We start from the raw sequence: 22,447 nt of genomic DNA, 5'->3' as shown, positions 1-22,447 counted from the left end.
GCCATGCGCATCATTCCCAAGGAAATGGAATCGCTCTGGACCCTGTTTACCGCGCCGGTCGTGTGGGCTTTGCATTTTCTGATTTGTTATGTCGGCGCGGCCGTCTATTGCGCAAAAAGCAACCAGATTTCGTTCAGCTTCGAGGCCGTTCGGATAGGGGTCGTCATCGTCACGATGACGGCGCTGGCTCTCATCGCAATGTCGGGTTTCCTTGCGTGGCGACAATGGGGCTTCGGTACCTACGATCCTCCGCACGACGATCCGACTGGCCACGACCGGAAGCTATTTCAAGGCTTTGCGACGTTGCTGCTTTCCGGGCTCAGTTTCGTTGCGGTCATCTACGTGGCAATGCCGCTGCTGTTCATCGCGGGGTGTGCGCCATGAGACGGGTGTCCTTCCTGCTCGGATTGGTGATCCTCGCGGTGATCTGGGGTGGACCATTGCTGGCTTCGTACCGCAATTCCTTCGCCTCACACATGCTTGCCCATATGGGCGTGGTTGCAATCGCTGCGCCGCTGTTGGCGGTCGGAATGAGCGGTTCCCGGTTCAACCTTCTCGCGCGATCATCGATTTCCACGCCAATTGTTGCATCAGTGGTTGAACTTTTTGTGGTCTGGCTCTGGCATGCGCCGGCAATGAGAGCGCTAGCGGAAGGTTCTGTTCTCGTCACGGTGATGGAGCAAAGCAGTTTCCTCACTGCAGGGCTTTTCCTCTGGCTCTCATGCGTCGCCTACAGGACGTTCGAGGATACCGCAGCGCGCAGCGGTGTGGGAGCGCTCGGCCTGCTCCTGACCTCCGTACATATGACACTGCTCGGTGTGTTGCTGTCGCTCGCTCCGCGGCCGCTCTACGGGTTCGATGAAGTCACGTGCTTCGGCATCACCCTGAGTGCGCAAGGGGATCAACAGGCAGGCGGCGTAATCATGCTCGCGGTCGGCGCGGCAGTTTATCTGATTGGCGGCCTGGTCCTGCTTGGGCGTATTTTATCGGAGCCGGATGCAATGCAACGAGCGAGAGAACCCTGATGTTTGTTCGCTGGTGGCATATGGTGCTTGTGCTGGTGGTGGCACCTCTGGCCGTGATCCTGTTCGCCTGGATAGGCTTCTTCAATGTTGGTGCCAGCACCGGGCATTGGAAGATTACCGAGTGGTTCCTGCATTTCGCAATGCAGTCCGCAGTGCGCACCTACGCGCTTTCGGTGGAGGTCCCGGACGAACTCCCACGTGCGGGTGTTCAGCCGGCGGCTGCACATTTTGCCACCGGATGCGCTATCTGCCATGGCGCGCCGGGCGAGCTACGCTCGCCCGTGGTGAAGCGGATGCTTCCTCAGCCGCCGGATTTGACCACCGTTGTCGATAAATGGTCCGACGCGGAGCTTTTCCGGATCGTCAAGCATGGGGTGCGGTTCACCGGTATGCCCGCATGGCCCAACCAGGCTCGGGACGACGAAATCTGGGCAATGGTCGCGTTCCTCAGGGAACTGCCGTCGCTTGATCCTCAACAATATCGAGAATTGGCCCATGGTTCGACTGGGCTTCCTTCCACCCAGCACGAGGGTTTCGAGCGAGTGCTTGCCGACTGCGTCCGCTGCCATGAAACGAATGGAGCGGGTAGGAGCGCTCTTACCCCGATCATAGCGGGGCAGAGCGAAGCGTACCTGCTGGAAAGTCTCCGTGCATATGCCGAGGGCAGACGCGCGAGTGGATTTATGGCACAGGCTGCAGCCAACGTGGATCCGGATGGTCTGGAAAGACTGGCTCGATATTTCGCCGCGCAATCGCCACCAGCTCCAGACTCGGCGCCGGCCAACCAGGCTGCATCCGGCGGCCGCGAAATTGCCGAGCGCGGACTGTCGACCAGACGCGTACCTGCCTGTCTCGGATGTCACGGCGGCTCGGCCCAAAATCCAGCCTACCCAAAATTATGGGGGCAAAGGGCTGATTACATCGAGGCACAGCTTCGATTGTTCAGGGAAGGTAAGCGAAGCGGAACCGCCTACAGTCATCTCATGCTCAATGCCGCGAAAAACCTGACGGACGAAGACATCAAGGCTGTCGCGACATATTTTGCCGCTCAAACGTCGGGTCACTAATGACGACCCGTTGATTGCGGCTCATGCTTATTGGGAAATGAAATTGCCGTGGTTTGAATTTGGAGACGGTTTGCCGCGTTTAGGCGCATATTTGAGGCCACCCAGTCCGGTTTCCCGATCGCCACGCTTCATCGCCGCCCCTCCGAAAGGGGTGGCGGGCCTTTTATAAGAGGAAGTTTGACGACTATTGTCTTTCCGCTTCATCGCGAGAAATAAATTCTTAGACATTCAAGAATACAAGTGAAAAAAAGATGCGAGAAGTTTGTGCGCTGGTGCTAACTTAGGTCAAAATGGGCGACGATTATTTAGTAATACGAACTTAAGTCGAGTAAGTTAGCCAAGTTAGATTTTGCATGGGAGAACCGCATGAGAGCGGTCAAGATTTCCTGGTTAAAGTCTCCAATGTTAACGGCTTTCGCAATCGGCATGCTGTTATCGTATGGGCTCGTTGCAACAAACTCCGCGACAGCGCAGCAACCAGCGGACATCTCGACAAGTGAGCGAAAAGTTCAAGATTTCATCAAGATGCTTGATGATCCTGATATTCGTGCATTCCTGACAGCAAAATCCGCAGAGGCATCTGAGGTCGCCGACGAGCCCGTTGGCTTGCAGCTTTCCGATTTCGAAGCTCGCTACAGAAATCACCTTGTCTCGCTTAAGAGCGCAATCCCGCGCATTCCATCGGAACTGTCGAACGCCGCCAAAGTCATAGCCACTGACGTCAATGCGGGCAGGCCCGGCAAAGGCCTCGCTATAGTCGCGATCCTGATCGCGCTCGGATACGCAGCGGAATGGCTTTTCCGACGCGCACTTCGTGGTGTACGGGGCGAAAGGCAAAGCCTTGGCAGCGCTCGTTCTGAGGCACCAAACCAGGCGATCCGAATTGTCTCAGAAGTCATTTCACTGGCTGTCTTTTCGATCGTCAGTGTCGGCCTTTTTCTCGTATTTGATTGGCCGCCGCTGCTACGAAAGATGGTCCTCACATATCTATTTGTGTTTATCCTTTTTCGAATTGCCATTGCGATCGGCCGACTGCTGCTTTCACCCGATGAAAACGCGGATCGAACTCTTCAGCGCTCTCCGCTTCGACTGGTTCCGATCACCAACGCTCAGGCACGCTTCTGGCATCAGCGCATCAAGCTTGCTGCCGGATATTTTCTGTTTTCCTGGGCAACGGTGAGCGTCATGCCGGAATTGGAATTTTCTGCCGAGGTTGTGCGTCTCTTTGCCTATCTGTTTGGTTTGGGATTACTCGCAATAGGGATCGAGATTGTATGGCGACGTCCACCCGTTACAACGGCGGGTGCACGGGCAGCGAGATGGCTTCTGACAGCCTACCTTGTGCTTCTTTGGCTGGTTTGGGTTGTAGGGATGTATGGCCTGCTGTGGATCGGCATTTACGTTTTGCTTCTGCCGACGGTCGTGTCCGGCGCGGGACACGTGGCCCAGGCTCTCACTGGCGGTGACCATAGCGGAACTACCCTGTCCAGATCGCTTCTGAATGTCTTGATCGTGAGGGGTGCTCGGGCGCTGGTTATTGCTGCAGCCGTGGGGTGGCTGGCGACTGTCTGGCGCTTCAGTCCTGCGGCGGCGTCCGGAAATGAGATGATGGAACGCCTGGTAGCCGGTTTGCTGAACGGTGTCATCGTTCTGCTGGTCGCTGATCTCCTGTGGAATCTGGCAAAGGTCTACATAGAGCGTAAATTGGATGCGTCAGCTCCCAGCGACACGGAAAGCCCCGAACTGGCTGCGCGGCGGTCAAGGCTGCGTACATTGTTGCCTATATTCCGCAACTCTCTCGCGGTGCTCATCATCGTCATAACCGTGTTGACGATCCTTTCCGGGCTCGGCGTCCAGATAGCGCCGTTGATCGCCGGCGCTGGCATTTTCGGCGTCGCGATCGGGTTTGGATCGCAAACCTTGGTCAAGGACGTTCTCAGTGGCGTCTTTTATATGATGGACGATGCATTCCGGGTCGGTGAATACATTGAAAGCGGCAGCTACAAAGGCACCGTCGAGTCGTTCAGTCTTCGTTCGGTGAGGCTGCGGCATCATCGTGGCCCGGTGTTTACGGTTCCCTTCGGTGATCTGGGCGCCGTACAAAATATGAGCCGCGATTGGGCGATCGACAAGTTCAAGATCCGCGTCCCCTTCGATACCAACGTGGCCAAGGTCAAAAAGCTGCTTAAGGGGATCGGTGCGGAACTACTCGCGGATCCCGAAGTGGCCCCGCAGATCATCGAAACTGTGAAGATGAAGGGCGTCGAGCAATTCGGTGATTTTGGCATGGAGCTGAGCTTCTCCTTCATGTCGAAGCCTGGCTATCAGTCCGTCGTTCGGCGGCGCGCCTACACCATGATTCAGCAGTCGTTTGCAGCCAATGGAATCCATTTTGCGCAGCCTACTGTCCAGGTGGGAGGTGATGATAAGCAGGCCGCTACCGCTGCAGCCAACATCATATCACTTGCTCAGCAGAAGGCCGCGCAGACGCGCACTGAATAAGAGCACTCGCAAAACAAGTTCCCATAAGGATTACCGGAAATGTCCGAGGCGATGCACCGCCTGGCACCTCACTATCTGCCGGGGTTCATAACCGCTCCCGGGGAAACGGATGTTCTCGTGGGCTCGGTTGTTGCATGGTCAGGCTCCTTGTTGAAGAAGCCCGCCATGCTTTGCTCCAGCCGAATGACGCTCAATGCGAGCGCGACGACCGGTTCTCGATCTCTACCTCAAACCGCAGGCGCCCCTCCCGCGCAGCGGGTTCGTTCGTCGCTTGTCGCGACCGCATTCCTGCGGACGACGGTCTTGAAGCGGAGGGCGGGTTTTTCGATCAGATGCCAAGACGCATAGGCGATCAGTGCCGTCAGGGGCAAGGCTAAGGCCGTCATTTCATATCCCGATAAGCCCTCACCCATGAATGAGCGGATAAGCTGCGTCACCGGCCAGCCAAAGAGATAAAGTCCATAGGAAATGTCACTGCCTGAACTGAACCATGCGAGTGGCTTGAATTGGACCGCGCCAAGCCAAATCAGCGGATAGGCGATTAGGAAGGTGAACGTCTTGGGCAGAACGCCAAAGTAGGCCGCCGGGACGATCCCAGCGACGAACAGGAGTGCAATCCGGCCGCGCGGCGTATGAAAGCGCACCATCCAGTTCAAGAAGATGCCGCAGCAAAATGCTGGCAGGACGAGTAGCAATTCGGAAATCCATTTGACCGACACCGCATCGGCATAGACCAGTGAAAGCGCGGCGATTGCGACGACGATCAAAATGGTGACCGGTTGCCTGTGATCCTGAAGGAGCGACAGGGCCATGAACAGACCCACGAGCGCATAACCGATGATCTCCAGCCGGATTGTCCACAAGACACCGTTCGCGACACTTGGCAAAAAGTCCGCAGGACCAGAAGGCGGATAGAACTCCGCGCCGTAGAAATACAGGCCGTCGTCCTGCAGAAAGATCGTCGCAATGACTTTGCTCAAGACATCAGGGGCTTGGATGAATGCCGCCGGCCCATTGGGCGCGAAAAACGGCACAACCGCATACGCTATGAGAATGGTGCTCACAACGAAGGCTGGGGCGATCCGCAAAAATCTCTTGCGGCAATAATCCAAGACGCCCGATGCGCGTTTTGCGCTCTCGGTGACGAGAAAGCCGCTGAGAATGAAAAAGACAAATACGCCATAGACGCCCGCAGTCATCCCGGTGCTATGGAGCGGCTCAGTTTCTTCCGATCCTGTGGCAAGCAGGAACGCATGAGAAAAAACAACGGCTGATGCTGCCAATAGCCGAAGCCCGTTGAAATTTGGATAATGTGTCATGGAATGGCCCCCAAGCGCCCTTGATATCTCATAGCTCTTTTGGCGGGGCCTTTCGTTAGCTCTGTGTCCGAAGACTTATCGTCGCGTTCAAATCGTCGGCCTGATGGGGCCTCTTGCCGCCATCGGCAGCTTTCTGGAAACTGTCCCCAGTCTGCCAGTTAGACCACCAGGATGCCCATTTTCCCCCGACCGGATCACTCCGATCACGCCGCGCAGGCGTTCTGGCGCGTATGTGGCTTGCCGTAGAGGTCGATATTCTCGTCGCCCCAATCCTTGAGGGCGAGAAGGATGGGCTCCATGCTGCGGCCGAGTGGCGACAGGCTGTATTCCACCTTCGGGGGAACCTGCGCGTAGATCTTGCGCGCAATCAAGCCGTCCGCCTCGAGCTCGCGCAGCTGGTTAGTCAACATGCGGGGAGTAACATTGGCGATGTGACGGCGGATTTCGTTGAAACGCAGCGTGCCGGAGAGAAGGTGAAACAGGACGATCGATTTCCATTTACCGTCGATCAGCCCAATCGCTGCCTCGACGGCGCAGCCGGGCGTACAATCGAAACGGGAATGCTTGATCTTTGCCATGACGGTATCCTTTTTGATACTATAGGCGATCTTTGTGTGTATTGATTAATCTGAACTATACGCACAAGTTGTGCCCTAATCAATCGACGACAGGAGCAGAACCATGAAGGCAATCGGATACAGGACTGCCGGCAGCATTGACCGCGCGGACGCACTCGAGCTTATCGACCTGCCCCGCCCCGTTGCCTCCGGCCATGACGTCCTGGTTGAGGTCGAAGCAATTTCGGTGAATCCGGTTGATTCCAAGGTGCGGCAGGGCGTTTCGCCCGCTCCGGGAGAATGGAAAGTGCTCGGTTGGGATGCCGCAGGACGCGTCGTTGAGGCGGGGGAGATGGTGACTCGCCTGAGACCCGGCGACGCCGTCTATTACGCCGGTTCGATCGTCCGACCAGGCGCCAATAGTCAGTTCCATCTTGTGGACGAACGCATCGTGGGCCACAAGCCGACAACGCTGTCGAGCGTCGAGGCAGCGGCGCTGCCGCTGACCGCGATCACCGCCTGGGAAATGCTTTTCGACCGGCTTGACATTCGGCGGTCCGTGCCTGGCGCTGCCAATGCGGTCGTCATTGTTGGCGGCGCGGGCGGTGTCGGTTCGATTGCCATCCAACTCATCCGGGCCTTGACGGATGTCACCGTCGTCGCCACCGCCTCGCGCCAGGAGACCAGGGATTGGGTGATGGACCTCGGCGCCCATCATGTCGTCGACCACCGCAACCCGATCGCGGAACAGGTGGCGGCGCTGGGTCTCGGCGCGCCGGCCTTCGTGTTTTCAACGACTGAAACGGACCGTCATCTCGATCAGATCGTGGAGCTTATTGCGCCGCAGGGCCGGTTCGGGCTGATCGATGATCCCAAGGCGCTCCACATCCTGCCGTTCAAGCGCAAGTCGATCTCCGTCCATTGGGAACTGATGTTTACCCGCTCTATCTTCCAAACGCCTGACATGGATCGACAAGGCAAGCTGCTCAACGAAGTCGCAAGGTTGGTCGATGAAGGCAAGGTGCGAACAACTCTGAACCAAGTACTGCGCCCCATCGATCCAGCGAATCTGAAGCAAGCCCATTCCTTGATCGAAAGCGGGCGTTCCAAAGGCAAGATCGTACTGGAAGGCTTTTGACGAAAGTCGCTGAAGATCCTCCCACCACAAAGCAAGGGTGCTTCAGTCCTTCTTTTGAACCGCGCACGTGCTCCGGCAACGAATTCCTCGTTTTGTGTGGGCACCCGTCATAGTGGGACTTAACTGCGGACCTCTGAGACTGCGCAACAGCTAACCACAATGTATTTCCGGGGTTAAACAGATTTACTACTTGTCGATGATGCGTGGCGCTGCGATACGCCCTCTTCGTTGGGGATCGCATCCGCGAGTTTCGCCTCCATCGCGCGGGTGTCGATCGGGAGCGCGAAGGCAGTGGAAAGCTGATTTGCTGATGCTGTAATCTTGAATATGCTCCCTTAGCGCGACGCCTTCCAGATCCCAGCTAATGGGCCGTTCGGGCCATAGACGGGATCTTTTCGTGGCTTCACCGCCTTTGGGATCGTCTCTACTGTGCGGGCATGCTCCTCCTCGCCGGTGCACTCGTCGTAGGTGCCGTCTGGCGGATAAGCACCGACAACCAGGAAGTCATTGCTGGCGTGGAGGCATTGATGGCCGGTCCCTGCCGGCAGGATGGCGACGTCACCCGCCTTCACCGCGATCGTGCGTCCGCGTTTGCCGACGAACTGGACTTTGGCGGATCCACGCGCAATGCCGAGCACCTCGTGAATGCGGGAATGATAGTCGACGTAGTCGAAAATGCCGTTTCGCCAGGAGCTTCCCCAGCCATTGCGCTCGAACAGATCCTCTAAGATGGCCGCGGGATCAACGTCCACCGGGAGCTTCACCGCGCCGCGGTAGACAACAAGAGGCCAATGCGGATGATTGGGGATTGCACCATCGTCCTTGAATCGAAAGGTGTTTGCCTTGCGGGCGCGGATTAAGCTGTCCATGTCGCAACCTGAGGGCCGCTGCCACCCGGTGAGCGTTTCCACGATCTTCTTGCCGCTCTCGAGGATGGACATTGAAGCCTTCCGAGATATCGCTGAATAACTGGCAACGCTGGTCAAACAGGCAGGTTCCGCTGGCGTTATCAACTTAACTCGCTGTGAGCAATTTGTGGCATAAGCGCGATGGCATGAGCATGTCCGTCTGCTTCAAGCGCAACCGTTTTCCCCCCAGATCATCGCCCATGCGGTCTGGCTCTACTACAGGTTCCCCTTGAGCCTGCGTCTGGTCGAAGAAATGCTGCTGGAGCGCGGGATCGTGGTTTGGCCGCCACCGGGATGCATCCACTGGCCGGCCCGCAAGAACCGACGCAGTCCGGGCAAGTCAGCGGTAAGGACTTGAAACCGGTATCGGGCGTCATCAGCCAGCCTTCCAGTTGCCGGTGGAGCGTGTGGGTGAAGATTTTGCCCGTTGTTGGTTCTCATATGAACGATCGCCCCTCATTTTCGTGTTCCTTCTTTTCCACGAGCAGGAGTCTTGCGCGAAAGCACTGAACTCGCTCCCCGGGATACCGTTGCCTCGACCCCGTTTAGGATGAGCGAAATGCCGAAGGCGAAGCTTGCGTCGAAATCCCATGTCGCAGGCTGCTCAAAGCGCTCGGTGGCTGTATAGCCGCGGCCCGCGATGCGTTCGGTTCGGATCTTCTCGGAAAGGCTCGATGTCTGGAATCGGCCGGGTCTGGTAAGCCGCCTGAGCAAGGGTAAACCCAGTCAGCAAAAAGTAAGTCCGTACGCTGTCCAGGTCATCGAGGCCAGCCTCATGAAGGGCGCGCAACGTGATTTCCATCGGTGCGAAAACGTTCGTCGGCATGGCACCCTCGATTTCAAGAAGGCGGTGCAACCCGGGATGATCGCGGCAGAGCTTGCGAAGCACGTCGAAGCAATGCCGAACCTGATCGCGCCAGTCCGCCTGACGCCCGTCGAATTCGACGGCGCTGATAACGCTCTCCGCGATGGCCGAAAGAAGGGCGCGCTTGCTGCTGAAATGGTTGTAGAGCGCCATCGGCGTGACGCCTACGGCGTCAGCCAGGCCGCATGGTGATCGCATCGGCGCCCGTTTTGTCAATAAGCGACAAGGCAGCATCCACCACCTTGTCGCGCGTGAGATCACGAGGCTTTCGCCGTGAAGCTGCTGCGCTAGGTCTTCTTGGTTTACCAGCGGATGCCACTGCGTCGGCTCCTCAGCGTATCAAGGCCAGCGTCATAGACAGAAAGCGAGCATGTGAAGACCCGCGCGCGCCACGTGGGAATACTCCCAGACGTTTCGCATTTGCTTCCAATCGTGGTCTGGCGCGGAAAACAATCCGAAGAACATCCTCAATGCCCTTTTGGATAAATGGTCGTCTCATCGTGCGCCGACCCCTTGCTATCGGTATCAATATTGAGGTGGTAGCGCGTGTAGCGCCGTTCTCCTGTTCTGTTCAGGCCGCCGATTTCGACCAGCTCGTGCAGATCACGCGTGGCGGTCGCGCGTGACGCCTTGGTGATGCTGATGTAATTTTCGGCGCTCAGCCCACCCTTGAAACCGTTGATCCCCTCGCGGAACATGCGGGAAATCGCTTTGCTTTGCCGCTCGTTAAGTTGGCCGCCAAGTCGCTCGTAAAACTGTGCTTTGGCAATGTAGAAATTGACCCGCCGCATCGTGGTCTGCTGGGCTTCCAGAACCGTTTGCGCAAAATAGACAAGCCAGTCGGTGATTTCTGTGCCTTTGTTGCTCGCCTCAAGCATATCGTAATAGCGCTTGCGATTCCGCTCGAAGGTATAAGCCAGAGAAATCAGGCTGGGTTGCCCTAAGCTTTGCGCCAGAGCCTTGTCAGAGAGCGCACGCCCTATCCGGCCATTGCCGTCCTCGAACGGATGAATGCTCTCGAAGTAGATATGCGCTATGCCGCTGCGGATTAGCGGTGATAGAGGCGCACTCCCGTTCGGTGCAGTCCGATTGAACCAGACAATGAACTTCTCCATCTCGGCCGGTATCTGTTTGGATGGCGGTGCCTCAAAATGGATTTTGAGTTGACCGACGCTACCCGATATCACCTGCATCGGGTCGCTATAAGTGCGGTACGCCCCGATCGTTTCAATGCGCCGCTCCCCGGCCATCACCATCTTGTGCCAAGCAAAGAGCGCTTCGTCGGAAAGCGGATTGGCAAAACCCTGATAGAGATCGACCATCATTTCCGCGATACCGCGCTCTTGCGGCGGAATATGTTGGTCATCGAAACCGAGACCAAACTGGTTACGGAGCGAGGATTGCAGGCTGTCGCGATTGAGCATCTCACCCTCGATTTCCGAGGTTTTCAAGGCTTCATCGCCGATAAGCTCGATACGGAGCATATCTCGCTCATCCGGCCGGACATGCCGATACGCACCAATGAATTCGCCCGAGCGCAACAGGAATTGCTTTTCGAACGGTTCAATCGCTGCCGGGTCAAGCGTGAATTTTGGCCAATCGGCCTGCTGCCAGTTCCAGATCATGAGCTATGGGGCGTCTTTCTATAACTCATGATATCAATAAAATGTGAGCGATAGCAAGCTATTCTATCGCTCACGTAAACGGCCGAAACTGCCAGCCAAGAAGCATTGCGTCAAAGGCGGCTTCCGCCAAGCAAGATATCAAGTTGCGCGCATTATCTCGGTCCGGCAAACTACTTTTTATATTTGTGTAAATGGCGTGTCACAAACGCGGTTTGCGCTTCGAATAGCACTGTGGGGCGTATGAACGACTTTAATCGCATGACCATTGTTGCCACAGTCGAAGTGGTTGCGGAATTCAACTCGCATAACGATATGGACGTGCTCGAAGTCCAGAGGGGCATATCAGGTCGATGCAACGCATCAAGCAAGTCAGGCCGCGTCGCAGCGCTCGCTCGAATAGCCGCAGACGAGGACATCGAGGTTATGACGGAGGTAGGACTTGTACCCCTCAGTAGAACCTTGGTCGAGTTGGCCATCAAAGCCCCGGAACATGCCAGGCGTGCAGATACCTGGAAGAAGCTCGTTGCGGGTTTACGGTTCGACAGATTTGAAATTCTCGAAACAGAAACCGAAATCGTATCGAATTCCCGTTGAGGCCGCACACAAATCGAAACCGTGAGTTCATCAGGCAGCGCCTAGCCGTGAGTTCCGGCGATAGGATCGATCGTTGCGGCATCAGGTCGGCGACACTCCTTGAGCGACTATTGGTATCTCTGGGCAACGAATCCTGCTGTCGATCGTTCTATCGCTCGCGCTTGCGTCCGCCTCGGCACAGTCTTCTGGATACGATGCTTCTGATCCTCGGGCGTCCGGTCGCCAGGCCGGGCGGCGGGTCCGCGGCGTCTCGTCCTCAGAAAAGCTTTTCGGCCTTGTCGGTGCGATAGAGGCTTACGGCGACCTCTCGAGATTTCCCGCGCGGCCCCTTCGCGACCTTGCGCCAGGCGTCCAACGTGGTCTGGTCGCGCCAGCATTCGAAGAGATTGACGCGCTCATATAACGGTTGATTACCTTCTCGGTACAAGACCGCGACAACCGCCTTCCGCGACGAAGACAGGCTGAGCTCGAAGGACCGGCTTTTTATCCAGAACGTCATCGACACCATGATCGAGGACAAGAAATAGAGGCGCGCACCCATGGCCGGCTTTCGCCTGAAAATGGCAACGCAATGCGGCGAGAAGATCGCCGAGGAATTCGGCTTCACGCAGCACGCGCCGGTATCCGTAGGGAACCCGCGTTGCGCAGATGTCTTTGATCAGAGCTCCGATGCCGGCCTGATCACGGCGCTCGGATACCAGAGTCTGCAGCAGCGCATTCGGCAGACGGGCAAATCAGTAGCTTCATATCTGTCCACCCTCAGCAGCGCGCTCCATGCGCACGGTTGACACGCCCAGTAGGAGAGCCTTCGGCATGGAAGTATCCGCGACCTCGAGGCGGCCGCACTATGCTGATCTCGTCGCCGTAATTGCAGCCGTTGTGGCAAGCATCAGCCCGCATATCTCGCGTCACGGCTTCGCCTCCTTAAGTAGGACGTCGATAACCGGGTCATCCAAAGGCTGCTCGGACACAGCCAGCTCGACACCACCGCTCAGCCGCGCGTGGGGGGAGGGGCCAGCCACGCGGACGCATTGCTTCGCAGTTGAGGTTGTCAACGCTGCTGGAATGCAAGCGAAGGCCATAGGCCGATCGATCCGATGCACGCTGCAGCTTGCTGATCGAGGCTTATCGGTTCATCTTTGTGAAGACTTGGTCGTGATGGGAGGCGAGTAACGAGATCGTGCACTCACGGCCTCTGGCGAGGTCTTGGTTGATGGACTGCTCGGGCTGCGGTTTCCATATTGAGAGTGGCTTCGCTTTCTGTCCGAGGTGTGGCAGTCGCCAGCCCGTGTCCTGCGCGAGTTGCGGCTACTCCTGCGCACCTGATTTCGAGTTCTGCCCGAAATGCGGGGCGGGCCTTGTCGCGGCCGCGCAAACGGTCGAACGGACTGCGCTGACACCGGCTCGAACTGCCCAGCCCTATTCCCGCACTACGCCGATACCCGCGGACCTCGAAAGCGAGGATGGGCGGCCGGGCCGGGTCTCCGATGCCGATCGCCGGACGGTGACCGTCCTTTTCGCAGACCTTTGCGGTTTCACGACATTCAGCGAGCAGCTCGACCCAGAGGTCATGCAGGCGCTACAGAATGAACTGTTCAAGGAACTGACGGCAGCCGTGCAAAACTTTGGCGGTTTCGTCGACAAGTTCATCGGCGACGCGCTGCTCGCCTTGTTCGGTGCGCCCGTCGCGCATGAGGACGATCCGGAACGCGCGCTCCGCGCCGCCCTCGACATGATGGCCCGGACAGTGTGGCTCGGCGAAAGGGTCAACTTTACCATGCTGCCCCTCGTGCTCCACATCGGCATAAACACCGGTCCGGTCGTCACCGGCGGGTTGGGCGTCGGCACAGCGAGATCCTATTCGGTGACCGGGGACACCGTGAACACGGCACAGCGTCTGCAATCGCTGGCCGCGCCCGGCGAGGTGCTGGTCGGCGAGCTTACCCACCGGCTGACCCGGCACGCATTCGGTTACGAGTCGATGGGTGATGTCGTGCTTCGCGGCAAGACCGGCAGCGTACTGGTCCATCGACTAAACGAGCCACTTGCCGCACCGCGAGCCGCGCGCGGGCTCGAGGCGCTGGGCCTCAGCGCTCCGATGATCGGCCGGGATGCGGAGCTCCAAAGGATGCTGGCGAGCCTCGACCAGGCTTGCGGTGGCGCGGCACAGCTGATCCGCCTCGTCGGCGAGGCCGGCATCGGGAAATCGCGGCTGTTGAAGGAGTTCGTCGCTCGCGTCGGCACCGAGGAGCGCTTTCGGAACGTCGCGGTGCGGCAGGCAGCCTGCTCGCCGCTCGGCGAACAGTCCTATGGCGCGCTCGGTGCAGTCGTGCGCAGCGCCGCAGGGATAATGCAGAACCACGGCGCGGACGAAATGCGGGAGAAGCTCGCCGCCTTGCTGACCGACCTCGGCCTGCAGGGCGAGGAGGCGGAGCGACTGATGCCCCTACTCTATCACGTGCTTGGCCTGGAGGATCCCAACGCTGCCTTGCAGCATGTCGAGCCGGAGCAGTTGCGACGGCAAATCCTCTACGCCATCCGCACAATCATCGAACGGCGCCTAGCCCTTTCGCCGCTGCTGATTGTCGTCGAAGACCTGCACTGGGCCGACGCCGTGTCGCTTGAGGCATTGCGTTTCGTGATGGACCGGTTGGAACGCACGCGCTTAATGCTGGTGGTCACACATCGCCCAGCGCGGGAGAACGACCAGCTGGACTCGAGCCGGGTCAGCCACACTGCACTCAGGCTGTCGCCGCTTCGCACCGCTGAGGGACGCGGCCTGCTAGTAGCGCTTTTGGGCAAAAGCTGGGTGGACACAACCGGAGCGCTCTGCGATCAGATTCTCGACCGCGCGGACGGCAACCCCTTGTTCGTCGAAGAGATAGTGCGCGGCCTGATCGATCGCGGTGTACTGACACGCAACGGCCAGCAATGGCGGACTGCGGCAGGCGAAGCCAATGCCGGCATTCCTGCCACTATACAGGCGATGTTGCTCGCTCGCGTCGACCGGCTGCCGCAAGAAGTGCGCCGGTTGGCCCAGGAAGCTGCGGTCATCGGCCCGCGCTTCGACGCCTCCCTGCTCAAGGCTGTAACAGCCGACCCGGGCAGGCTTGAAGCCAGCCTCGAACTCCTCTGCGATACAGAAATCATCGAGGAGGTTGCAGGATCGGGCTCGATTTCGTCGCAATGCTACCGCTTCACGCAAACTTTGCTGCAGGACGTGATCTACGAGAATCTACTCTTGCAACGCCGCACCGACATGCACGGCCGGATCGGCGCTGCCTTCGAATTTCTATCCGGCGACAACCCGGAACGGCTCGAGGATCTGACCGTGCTCGGTCATCATTTCGGACAGAGCGCGCAGCGTGAGAAGGGTGCGCGCTACCTGCAGGCGGCCGGTGATCGCGCCCGCATGATTTACGCCAACGACGACGCCCTTCGTTTCTACGAGCGAGCATTGGAAGCATTGGACGCGATCGGGCAAACACCGCTGAAACTGGCAATAGCCGAGCGTATAGCCGACCTATGCGGTCCGGTCGGGCGGCGCGGGACAGCGCACGAACAGTATTTGACAGTCTTGAAGGCGTACCATGAAACTGGCGATTGCGTCGCCTCGGCGCGGGTTCTACGTAAGATCGGCCGGCTGCTCTGGGACGTCGGCAACCGCGACAGCGCGGAATCCCGCTATGCCGAGGCGGCAGCGCTCCTCGACGGAGCGGACTCCCCAATCGAGCAGGCGTATCTCTGGCAAGAACGCGGCCGCCTTGCGTTCCGCAGCGGAGATCACGCTCAGGCTGCAAAATGGGCCGACGCGGCGCTCGACTGCGCGTGCGCGATGACACTAGACGATGTCTCCGAAGCGGGACGTGATGCCACGCATGTGACCGCCGAGGCGCTCAACACTAAGGGCGTTGCGCTGGCGCGGCTCGGGCGAATCGGCGAAGCCGTACGCGACGTCGAGCGAAGCATCGAATTGGCCGAAGCCGCCGGTCTGCTAGGGACGGCCTGCCGCGGTTACACCAATCTCGGGGTGCTTTACACCACCATCGATCCGGCACAGGCGATGGAGGTCTGCCGGCGCGGCCTTGACGTGGCGCGCCGAATTGGCGATCTCGGCTTCCAGGCGCGACTTCTCGCCAATCTGGCGGTCGCCTGCTGCACGTTCACCGACCGCTGCCCAACGGAGGGCATACCGGCTGCGGAGAAGGCCATCGAGATCGACCGTGCGCTCGACCAGCGCGAGCATTTGCCGGTACCGTTGATTGTGCTTGGGCAGATCCACCAGTGCCACGGCCGTCCGGAACTGGCCGCTGGCTTATTCGACGAAGCGCTGGACGTTGCCGGCGAAACAGGCGAACCGCAGCTGCTGTTTCCGTGCTATGATGGTCTCGCAACGCTAAATCTCGACCTCGATAATCTGGCCGAGGCCGAACGTTACTTTGCCCTGGCGCAGGATATTTGCGCCCAGCACGGGCTTGACCCGGAAGCGCTTGTGGTGCTGCCTTTTCTCGACTAGCCGGGTGGGAGGTTGGAATGTCTGCGCATACCGACTTGGGTCCACTTCAGCCGGGCGATCGCGCGCCGAACGTGGTGCTCGACGCCATCACTCAGGAAGGCAAGATCTCGCTCGACGACTTTCGCGGCCAAAAGCCGGTGCTGGTCGGGCTGTTCCGCGGTTTGCATTGCGCGTTCTGCCGGCGCCATATCGCCGCGCAAGCGCGGCTCGATCCCGAACTGCGCGAAAAGGGCGTCGAGAGCCTGACTGTGGTCAACACGCCAATCGAACGTGCGCGGCTTTATTTCCGCTACCATCCGATACCGAACCTACTTGCGGCCTCCGATCCCGAACGCGCTTCGCACCGCGCGTTTGGACTTCCCAACATCGAATTCACCGAAAACGAAACGGCATGGCCGAACAAAGTCTCGATGGCGACGGCTATGGCCATGCGGGTCAATATTCCGAACGAATTGCCAGAACCCATGGACCCGTTCGCCGCGACCGAAATCCTCAACAGGAAAGACCATTACGAAGTTACTGAAGCCGACCATCAAATGATGGCTACCGGCCATGGTCAGTTGGTCGGCCAATTCCTGCTGGACCGACAAGGCATTGTTCGCTGGAGTTTTACGGAGGTTCCGGAGGGCGGACGATACATGTTTGGCGCGCCAGATCCGAAGGAACTGATGTCTGCCGTCTCGCGGGTCACCCAATAGGCCTACCAACGGGTTGAAAGCGCGTGGCGCGTCAGCATGATGTGCGCTACTTCATAGAGCGCGGTTCGCGCCATCGCATGGTGGACCCGGCTGATGCCGCAGTCCATGTCGGTCTAATGGAATCGCGACGATGCCTCAGCAGTCTGCACTGATCTTCGCTGGAAAATTGACCCGACCTATATCGCCCAATGGATTGGCCCCGGGGCAATGCGTTTTTCGGTGATGTCAGGTTAACTCGATCAAGTAAGCTTTCGGCACGCTGGTTGGATTAGGCGGCTGTCGCGGTGACCGCCTTCCAATGTGCCATGGACGCGAAGCGATGCAGATGAACAGCGATGGCTGAGTGTTTGGAGCGTCTGGGGACGAAGAGATTTTGGATCGCGGAGAAAATACTGACGAAATGTTGTAGCGAACTCGGCGTGCGAAATCGCTGCATCACTCGCTCCCTCTACAGCACAGAGCGTAGGAAGTCCGCGGTTTCAGAACGTTGCGGGCTATCAAATATCTGATCTGGCGTTCCAAGCTCGTGGATGAGGCCCTCGCGGAAAAATGCCACACGATCAGAGACCTCGCGGGCAAACCGCATTTCATGCGTCACTACGATCATCGTCATCCCCTCCTGGGACAGCATGCGCAGTGTATCCAACACTTCTCCGACCAGTTGAGGATCTAGTGCGGATGTGACCTCGTCAAACAGCATATAGTCCGGTGACATGGCCAATGCGCGCGCGATCGCCATTCTCTGCTGCTGTCCACCGGAAAGACGCGACGGAAACGCTTTCAGCTTCTCGACAAGCCCGACATGCTTGAGTTGTTCGACCGCGATAGCCTCGGCCTCCGCCTTCGATTTCCCAAGGACTTTCCTTGGCGCCAGCATAACGTTTTCCAGCACCGTGAGGTGGGGAAAGGCATTCCACTGCTGGAAAACGATGCCAATTCGTTGGCGGAGCTTGTTGAGATTTGTACTTTTCGCAAGAACGTCGACGTTGTCGACGCTGATTCGGCCTCCCTGAATGGGCTCAAGGCCATTGATGCACATCAGCATTGTCGATTTTCCGGAACCGGATCCACCGATCATCGACAGCACCTCGCCTTTGTTGACAGTCAGACTGACGCCCTTAAGGACATGAAGCGTGCTGAAATGTTTATGGACGTTTTCGATTTCAATCATTGGATCTGCCACCTTTTTTCAAGTCGGGCGCCGAGCCTCGCGATGGGGAAGCTCATCAGGAAATAAATCAGACCTGTGATGGTCAGGATCAGAAGCGGCTCCTGAACGCGGGTCGTGACGATCTGGGAACTGCGAAGGAGCTCGATGATGCCGATCCACAGAACCAGCGACGTGTCCTTCATCACGCCGAGCGCCAGACCGATCCAGCTTGGAAACACGATCCTGGTCGCCATCGGCAGGGTGATCGAGATCACCTCTTTGCCCCAGGTCAGGCCAAGTGACCGGGCCGCTCTGCGCGTCGTCGTCGGTACGGCCGAAACCCCGCTTCGAACGATTTCAGTACAGAAGGCTGCCGCATAGATGCCCAGGCACAGGCAGGCCACAGTGTAACCCGGCCAGTGCAGCCGAAACATGCTGTTGAATGAATTGAACAGCACCAGCTGGATTAGAAGCGGAACCGAGCGAAAGATGTCGAGAATTCCACCAATCGGGCCGCTGATCCACCATGGCGCGCCGGCGCGGATGAGGCCGAACAGCACCCCCAGTACCGTGCCGATGGCGACAGAGGCGGCAGTGATAGCGATCGTCACCAAAGCACCTTGCAAGAGGTAGACGATATCGCTCCACGATAATGAGGCGTCAAAAAACATCGGGCACTCCTCAGTAGCGGAACAGACGCCAGGCGAGCAGTCGCGCGCCGACGGTGAATGTCTTGGAGATCAGGTAATAGAGAACGGCCGCGACCATAAAGAACTCGAAGGTCCGGTAGGTCAGCACGTTTTGCTGCTGCGTCACACCTGTCAGGTCGCTGGTCAGACCGACAATCGTCCCGAGCGACGTCATCAATATTGACCACACCATCTGGTTCGTCATGGCATGGAATACGGCACGCAACATTTGCGGCAATACGATATGCCACATCGTCTGCACCGCCCCCATGCCAAGCGACCGAGCGGCACGGATCTGTGTTTCGGGCACAGCCGAAAAGCCGCCGCGGAAGGTTTCAGCGAGGTAACCTGCGTTGTTGAAGGTGATCCCAACGACCAAGGCAGTGTAAGAATCGACCCGAATTCCCAACGAGCCCAGGCCGAAATAGATCATATAGATCTGAAAGAGTGCTGGCGTGTTTCGTGCAGTCTCGATCCAAACATCAGCAAGGCCGGAAAGCGTCCTGTTTCCGGATCTTTTGGCAAGCGCCAGAACAACCGCGAGCGCTGTCCCGATCACCATTGCGAGGATCGCAATCTCAAGGGTTACCAGTGCTCCCCAGAGCATTTCTGGAAGCGCCCGAAGAACCGGGCGCCACTGGAAAGTGTAGGACATTTGCTACCCTCTTTATCCGGTGGGTTGTTTGCGGGAAAGAACTCGAGGGTGGGCTAGCGATCGGCGCCAGATACCGTCAGGGCCGGAGGCTCGCCACCTTCTTTGCCCACCCACTTCGTGTAGAGTTCCGCGTAGCGCCCGGAACGAACCTGTCGATTGATGAAGAGATTGACGTAATTGAGCAGGCCCTGTTCATCGCGCTTGACGAGAATGCCGCAATACGCGGGAGCGACGGCTGCGTCGCCAACGATCTTGAAGCCCGGATACTTGCCCGATTGAATGATCGCGGCGGCACCCGTCGACGTCGTCCAGGTGGCGTCGATCTGCTTTTGGGAGAGAGCTAGGAACGTATCGGATTGCGACTGCAGTTTCAGGATACTGCCCTTGGGATCGGCGTACTGCTTCACGGCAGCCTCCAAGGCCAGGGTCTCGTAAGCGCCAACGGGCCCGCCCACTGTATGACCCTTGATGTCGTCGGGGCCATTGATACCTGCATCGACTCGCGACAGAACGACCATCTTGAAGACAAAGTATGGTATCGAAAACCCGATGGTTTTCGCACGCTCGAGCGTGTCCGAGGCAACCGCAATGCCCACGTCGGCCCTGCCGGAAAGGACAGCAGGAATTCGATCGGCATTAGGCGTATCGATGATCTCAGCCTCGACGCCGATAGCTTTGGCGAGATCATGGCAATAGTCGACGTCAAATCCGATCGGCACGTTATCCTTGTCTCTCGCGCCATTTGGCGGAAAATCAAGCTCGACAGCGCAGCGTAGCTTGCCGGCTGAGATGATATCATCCAACTGATCGGCATAAGTCGGCGCAGATGTCGAGACCATCAAGGCGGCCAATAAAATGGTTGTGCGAAGGTGCATTGTGTTCCCCTGTTTTTTGGATTCCCAGGCACGATCCAAAGATCGCACCTGGGATATCAGGTTGCCTTTTGCGCTCATTGAGAGGCGTTGAGGCTAGCCGCGGACAAAGTCTTTAGCGGTAGGTCTTCGCGACAGTCAGGTCCGGGGCAGGACCGCCTTCTGTGCCGACCCACTTCGCGTAGAGTTCCGCGTACCGTCCGGAACGGACCTGTCGGTTCAGGAACAGGTTTACGTAATTGAGAAGTCCCTGTTCCTGACGCTGCACAAGGATGGCGCAATAGTCAGCATCGACGGGCGCGTCGCCGACGATCTTCAGGCCCGGGTATTTGCCGGACTGAATGAGATGCGTTGCGATGGTCGATGTCGTGTAGGTCGCATCGATCTGCTTCTGGCCGAGCGCGAGGAAAGCGTCGGACTGCGACTGGAAGGTCAAGAGCTTGGTCGCCGGGTCGTTGAACGATTTGACAGTGTCGCTGAGAGCGAGTGTCTCGTAGGCACCCGCCGGCCCGCCAACCGTATGTCCCTTGATGTCGGCCGCGCTCTTGATGCCGGAATCTTCCCGAGCCAGAATGACAGTCGTAAAGACGAAATACGGGATGGAAAATCCGATGGTCTTGGCGCGTTCAAGCGTGTCGGACGCTACCGCGATGCCGATATCGGCGCGGCCGGACAGCACTGCAGGGATACGATCCGGATCAGGGGTATCGACGATTTCCGCTTCGACGCCGAGAGCCTTGGCAAGATCATTGCAGTAGTCGACGTCAAAGCCGATCGGCTTGTTGTCCTTGTCGCGTGCTCCATTCGGCGGGAAGTCCAGCTCCACGGCGCAACGAAGTTTACCTGCCGAGATGATGTCGTCCAGCTGATCAGCGTGGGCGAATGTGGACGTGGACGCCATGAGAGCGGTTGCCAGGACCATGGATGTAAAGCGCATTCTAGTTCCCTTCTTTTGCTTGGATGGAATATCGTATACGTTTGATGATACGATTTCTGTGGCGGGAAAGCCGCCTGTTACTGAACGAGAAAGCCGTAGGTCAGCGGATCTTCCTCATCGATCGTCCAATTCGCAAACCCGCATATGTAGGCCTTGCCGCTGACTTCGGGGATGACGGCATCAAAATCGCCGACCTTTGTCTCGCTTAGGACACGCCCCTTGAACACGGTGCCGATGATCGACTCGTTCACCAGTGTTTCCGAGCTCGAGAGCTCACCTCGAAGATAAAGCTGTGCGATGCGGCCGGCGGTACCGGAGCCGGTGGGCGATCGGTCAACTGCACGATCCGCGTAGACACAGCAGTTCGCCTGGGTCGAGCCATCGTGGCGGGGATCGCCATAGACCATGACACCATAGACGTCATCAAACTCGGGGACTTCCGGGTGAACCACGGACATCTCGGCATTCACGGCGGTCTTGATCTCGTATCCGAACTGCTGGATCTTCTGCACATCCTTCTCTCGGATGGCGATATCGTGAGGACGCCCATCAACGTAGAAATAGGTGGCACCGCCATAGGCGATGTCGCCGGTTACCTTGCCGAAGGTTGGCGTTTCGACGGTCACATCGCGCATGAAGATAAAGGACGGAACATTCACGAAGCGAACGTTGCCTGCCCGCTTTCCATCCCACTCGACAAAAGCTTCGATGAAGCCGCATGGCGCATCGATGCCGACGCGAGTTTCGGGGAATTTGCGTTCGACCCAACCCAGCTCAAGCGCTGCGGTTGCCAGCGCAATGACGCCATGGCCGCAATGGGGGCTGTAGCCCATGTTGTTGAGGAAGATCACGCCGAAATCGGCATCCGCGCTGACCGGCTCCGTGAGAAGGCCTCCGTAAAGGTCCTTATGACCGCGAGGCTCCAACATGATTGCCCGTCGGTATTGGTCCGCGTTCTCCTCCAACCACGCTCGACGCTCGACGATGGTCGCTCCGGGGATCTTCGGCAAGCCCTGGATGACGAGGCGGAATGTTTCACCGCACGTGTGCAGCTCGACGGTTGTCAGTGATCTTTCAAATTGCATGCGGATGTCTCCAGCGTATTGCACCACGTCAGCGGCTCCGCTGTCAGGTGGCCATTTTTAGATATCGTATACGATAAACGATTATCGTCAACAGTGAAAAAGTGGAAAAGCGGCGGATAATCCGGCATGCGTAATTCTTGAGCAGTTCGAATAGGCGCGCTGGACTTTTGAATGGCGCAAGTCTGCGCAGGCTCCTGCCGCTCCGATGAGCGATGAAGGCAGCACGTGGCAACTTCAAATCTGGA

Annotated in this window: 21 protein-coding genes and 2 pseudogenes; 10 read left to right on the top strand and 13 right to left on the bottom strand. The window is 58.1% G+C overall.

Annotated features, from left to right (window positions below; translation table 11 throughout):
• Nucleotides 1–3 precede the first annotated feature (3 nt).
• The 4 genes from BM413_RS33290 (at nucleotide 4) to BM413_RS27180 (ending at nucleotide 4,594) form a co-directional block, all read left to right on the top strand.
• The gene (locus BM413_RS33290) at nucleotides 4–384 is read left to right on the top strand and encodes a hypothetical protein (RefSeq protein ID WP_175544460.1); all 381 of its coding nucleotides are present in this window, start codon (nucleotides 4–6) and stop codon (nucleotides 382–384) included.
• The gene (locus BM413_RS27190) at nucleotides 381–1,025 is read left to right on the top strand and encodes a cytochrome c oxidase assembly protein (protein ID WP_175544459.1); all 645 of its coding nucleotides are present in this window, start codon (nucleotides 381–383) and stop codon (nucleotides 1,023–1,025) included. The genes BM413_RS33290 and BM413_RS27190 overlap by 4 nt, the downstream gene beginning before the upstream one ends.
• Nucleotides 1,025–2,092 carry a c-type cytochrome gene (locus BM413_RS27185; RefSeq protein ID WP_091917992.1) on the top strand — a complete coding sequence of 356 codons (1,068 nt, stop codon included), beginning with the start codon at nucleotides 1,025–1,027 and terminating at the stop codon, nucleotides 2,090–2,092. Before BM413_RS27190 ends, BM413_RS27185 begins: the two co-directional genes overlap by 1 nt.
• 366 nt (nucleotides 2,093–2,458) lie before the next feature.
• Nucleotides 2,459–4,594: a mechanosensitive ion channel family protein gene (locus BM413_RS27180; RefSeq protein WP_091917991.1), complete on the top strand. Its 2,136-nt coding sequence runs from the start codon at nucleotides 2,459–2,461 to the stop codon at nucleotides 4,592–4,594.
• 227 nt (nucleotides 4,595–4,821) lie between these two features.
• On the opposite strand, the gene BM413_RS27175 is transcribed toward BM413_RS27180, so the two are convergent.
• Complete coding sequence (locus BM413_RS27175; RefSeq protein WP_175544458.1) at nucleotides 4,822–5,913, bottom strand: acyltransferase family protein; 1,092 nt, start codon at nucleotides 5,911–5,913, stop codon at nucleotides 4,822–4,824.
• A 203-nt stretch (nucleotides 5,914–6,116) separates the two neighbouring features.
• Nucleotides 6,117–6,491 (bottom strand): winged helix-turn-helix transcriptional regulator, encoded by a 375-nt coding sequence (locus BM413_RS27170; RefSeq protein ID WP_091917990.1) that lies wholly within the window; start codon nucleotides 6,489–6,491, stop codon nucleotides 6,117–6,119.
• A gap of 103 nt (nucleotides 6,492–6,594) precedes the next feature.
• Between BM413_RS27170 and BM413_RS27165 the strand changes: the two genes are divergently transcribed.
• A complete protein-coding gene (locus BM413_RS27165) occupies nucleotides 6,595–7,608 on the top strand; it encodes a zinc-binding alcohol dehydrogenase family protein (protein ID WP_091917989.1) in 1,014 nt (337 codons plus the stop codon).
• A 335-nt stretch (nucleotides 7,609–7,943) separates the two neighbouring features.
• On the opposite strand, the gene BM413_RS27160 is transcribed toward BM413_RS27165, so the two are convergent.
• Nucleotides 7,944–8,549: a cupin gene (locus tag BM413_RS27160; protein ID WP_091917988.1), complete on the bottom strand. Its 606-nt coding sequence runs from the start codon at nucleotides 8,547–8,549 to the stop codon at nucleotides 7,944–7,946.
• 127 nt (nucleotides 8,550–8,676) lie between these two features.
• On the opposite strand from BM413_RS27160, the pseudogene BM413_RS27155 reads away from it, so the two are divergent.
• Nucleotides 8,677–8,796 (top strand): annotated as a pseudogene (locus tag BM413_RS27155) (IS6 family transposase); the annotation flags it as partial.
• 324 nt (nucleotides 8,797–9,120) lie between these two features.
• Here the strand turns inward: BM413_RS27155 and BM413_RS33455 are convergent.
• Entirely contained in the window at nucleotides 9,121–9,579 is a 459-nt protein-coding gene (locus BM413_RS33455; RefSeq protein WP_280141862.1) for a TetR/AcrR family transcriptional regulator, read from the bottom strand.
• Between the two features lie 269 nt (nucleotides 9,580–9,848).
• The gene (locus BM413_RS27145; RefSeq protein WP_091917986.1) at nucleotides 9,849–11,006 is read right to left on the bottom strand and encodes a Fic family protein; all 1,158 of its coding nucleotides are present in this window, start codon (nucleotides 11,004–11,006) and stop codon (nucleotides 9,849–9,851) included.
• Between the two features lie 240 nt (nucleotides 11,007–11,246).
• On the opposite strand from BM413_RS27145, the gene BM413_RS27140 reads away from it, so the two are divergent.
• A complete protein-coding gene (locus BM413_RS27140; RefSeq protein ID WP_175544457.1) occupies nucleotides 11,247–11,600 on the top strand; it encodes a hypothetical protein in 354 nt (117 codons plus the stop codon).
• Nucleotides 11,601–11,856: 256 nt separating this feature from the next.
• On the opposite strand, the gene BM413_RS33280 is transcribed toward BM413_RS27140, so the two are convergent.
• Nucleotides 11,857–12,141: a hypothetical protein gene (locus tag BM413_RS33280; RefSeq protein ID WP_175544456.1), complete on the bottom strand. Its 285-nt coding sequence runs from the start codon at nucleotides 12,139–12,141 to the stop codon at nucleotides 11,857–11,859.
• Here BM413_RS33280 and BM413_RS27130 point away from each other — a divergent pair.
• From BM413_RS27130 to BM413_RS27120, 3 genes are all read left to right on the top strand, one after another.
• A complete protein-coding gene (locus BM413_RS27130; protein WP_091917985.1) occupies nucleotides 12,140–12,388 on the top strand; it encodes a hypothetical protein in 249 nt (82 codons plus the stop codon). The genes BM413_RS33280 and BM413_RS27130 overlap by 2 nt on opposite strands.
• Nucleotides 12,389–12,813: 425 nt before the next feature.
• On the top strand, nucleotides 12,814–16,116 hold the full coding sequence (locus BM413_RS27125) for an adenylate/guanylate cyclase domain-containing protein (RefSeq protein WP_091917984.1): 3,303 nt from the start codon (nucleotides 12,814–12,816) through the stop codon (nucleotides 16,114–16,116).
• 17 nt (nucleotides 16,117–16,133) lie between these two features.
• Nucleotides 16,134–16,814 (top strand): peroxiredoxin-like family protein, encoded by a 681-nt coding sequence (locus tag BM413_RS27120; RefSeq protein WP_091917983.1) that lies wholly within the window; start codon nucleotides 16,134–16,136, stop codon nucleotides 16,812–16,814.
• Between the two features lie 268 nt (nucleotides 16,815–17,082).
• Here the strand turns inward: BM413_RS27120 and BM413_RS33780 are convergent.
• The 7 genes and pseudogenes from BM413_RS33780 to lhpH form a co-directional block, all read right to left on the bottom strand.
• Nucleotides 17,083–17,262, bottom strand: a pseudogene (locus BM413_RS33780) (IS6 family transposase); the annotation flags it as partial.
• Nucleotides 17,263–17,985, bottom strand: a complete 723-nt coding sequence (locus BM413_RS27115) for an amino acid ABC transporter ATP-binding protein (RefSeq protein WP_091917982.1) — start codon at nucleotides 17,983–17,985, stop codon at nucleotides 17,263–17,265.
• On the bottom strand, nucleotides 17,982–18,635 hold the full coding sequence (locus tag BM413_RS27110) for an amino acid ABC transporter permease (RefSeq protein WP_091917981.1): 654 nt from the start codon (nucleotides 18,633–18,635) through the stop codon (nucleotides 17,982–17,984). Before BM413_RS27110 ends, BM413_RS27115 begins: the two co-directional genes overlap by 4 nt.
• A 10-nt stretch (nucleotides 18,636–18,645) precedes the next feature.
• Entirely contained in the window at nucleotides 18,646–19,308 is a 663-nt protein-coding gene (locus tag BM413_RS27105; protein ID WP_091917980.1) for an amino acid ABC transporter permease, read from the bottom strand.
• A 53-nt stretch (nucleotides 19,309–19,361) separates the two neighbouring features.
• Nucleotides 19,362–20,183, bottom strand: coding sequence for a transporter substrate-binding domain-containing protein (locus BM413_RS27100; RefSeq protein ID WP_091917979.1), 822 nt, complete (start codon nucleotides 20,181–20,183; stop codon nucleotides 19,362–19,364).
• Between the two features lie 112 nt (nucleotides 20,184–20,295).
• Entirely contained in the window at nucleotides 20,296–21,117 is an 822-nt protein-coding gene (locus BM413_RS27095; RefSeq protein WP_091917978.1) for a transporter substrate-binding domain-containing protein, read from the bottom strand.
• Between the two features lie 77 nt (nucleotides 21,118–21,194).
• Nucleotides 21,195–22,202 carry a trans-3-hydroxy-L-proline dehydratase gene (lhpH, locus tag BM413_RS27090; RefSeq protein ID WP_091917977.1) on the bottom strand — a complete coding sequence of 336 codons (1,008 nt, stop codon included), beginning with the start codon at nucleotides 22,200–22,202 and terminating at the stop codon, nucleotides 21,195–21,197.
• Nucleotides 22,203–22,447 lie beyond the last annotated feature (245 nt).

Origin of the sequence: Mesorhizobium sp. YR577, from assembly GCF_900116595.1 — a bacterium.
In the GTDB taxonomy this organism is placed as follows: domain Bacteria; phylum Pseudomonadota; class Alphaproteobacteria; order Rhizobiales; family Rhizobiaceae; genus Mesorhizobium_M.
This window is presented reverse-complemented; position numbering and strand designations above follow the sequence as displayed.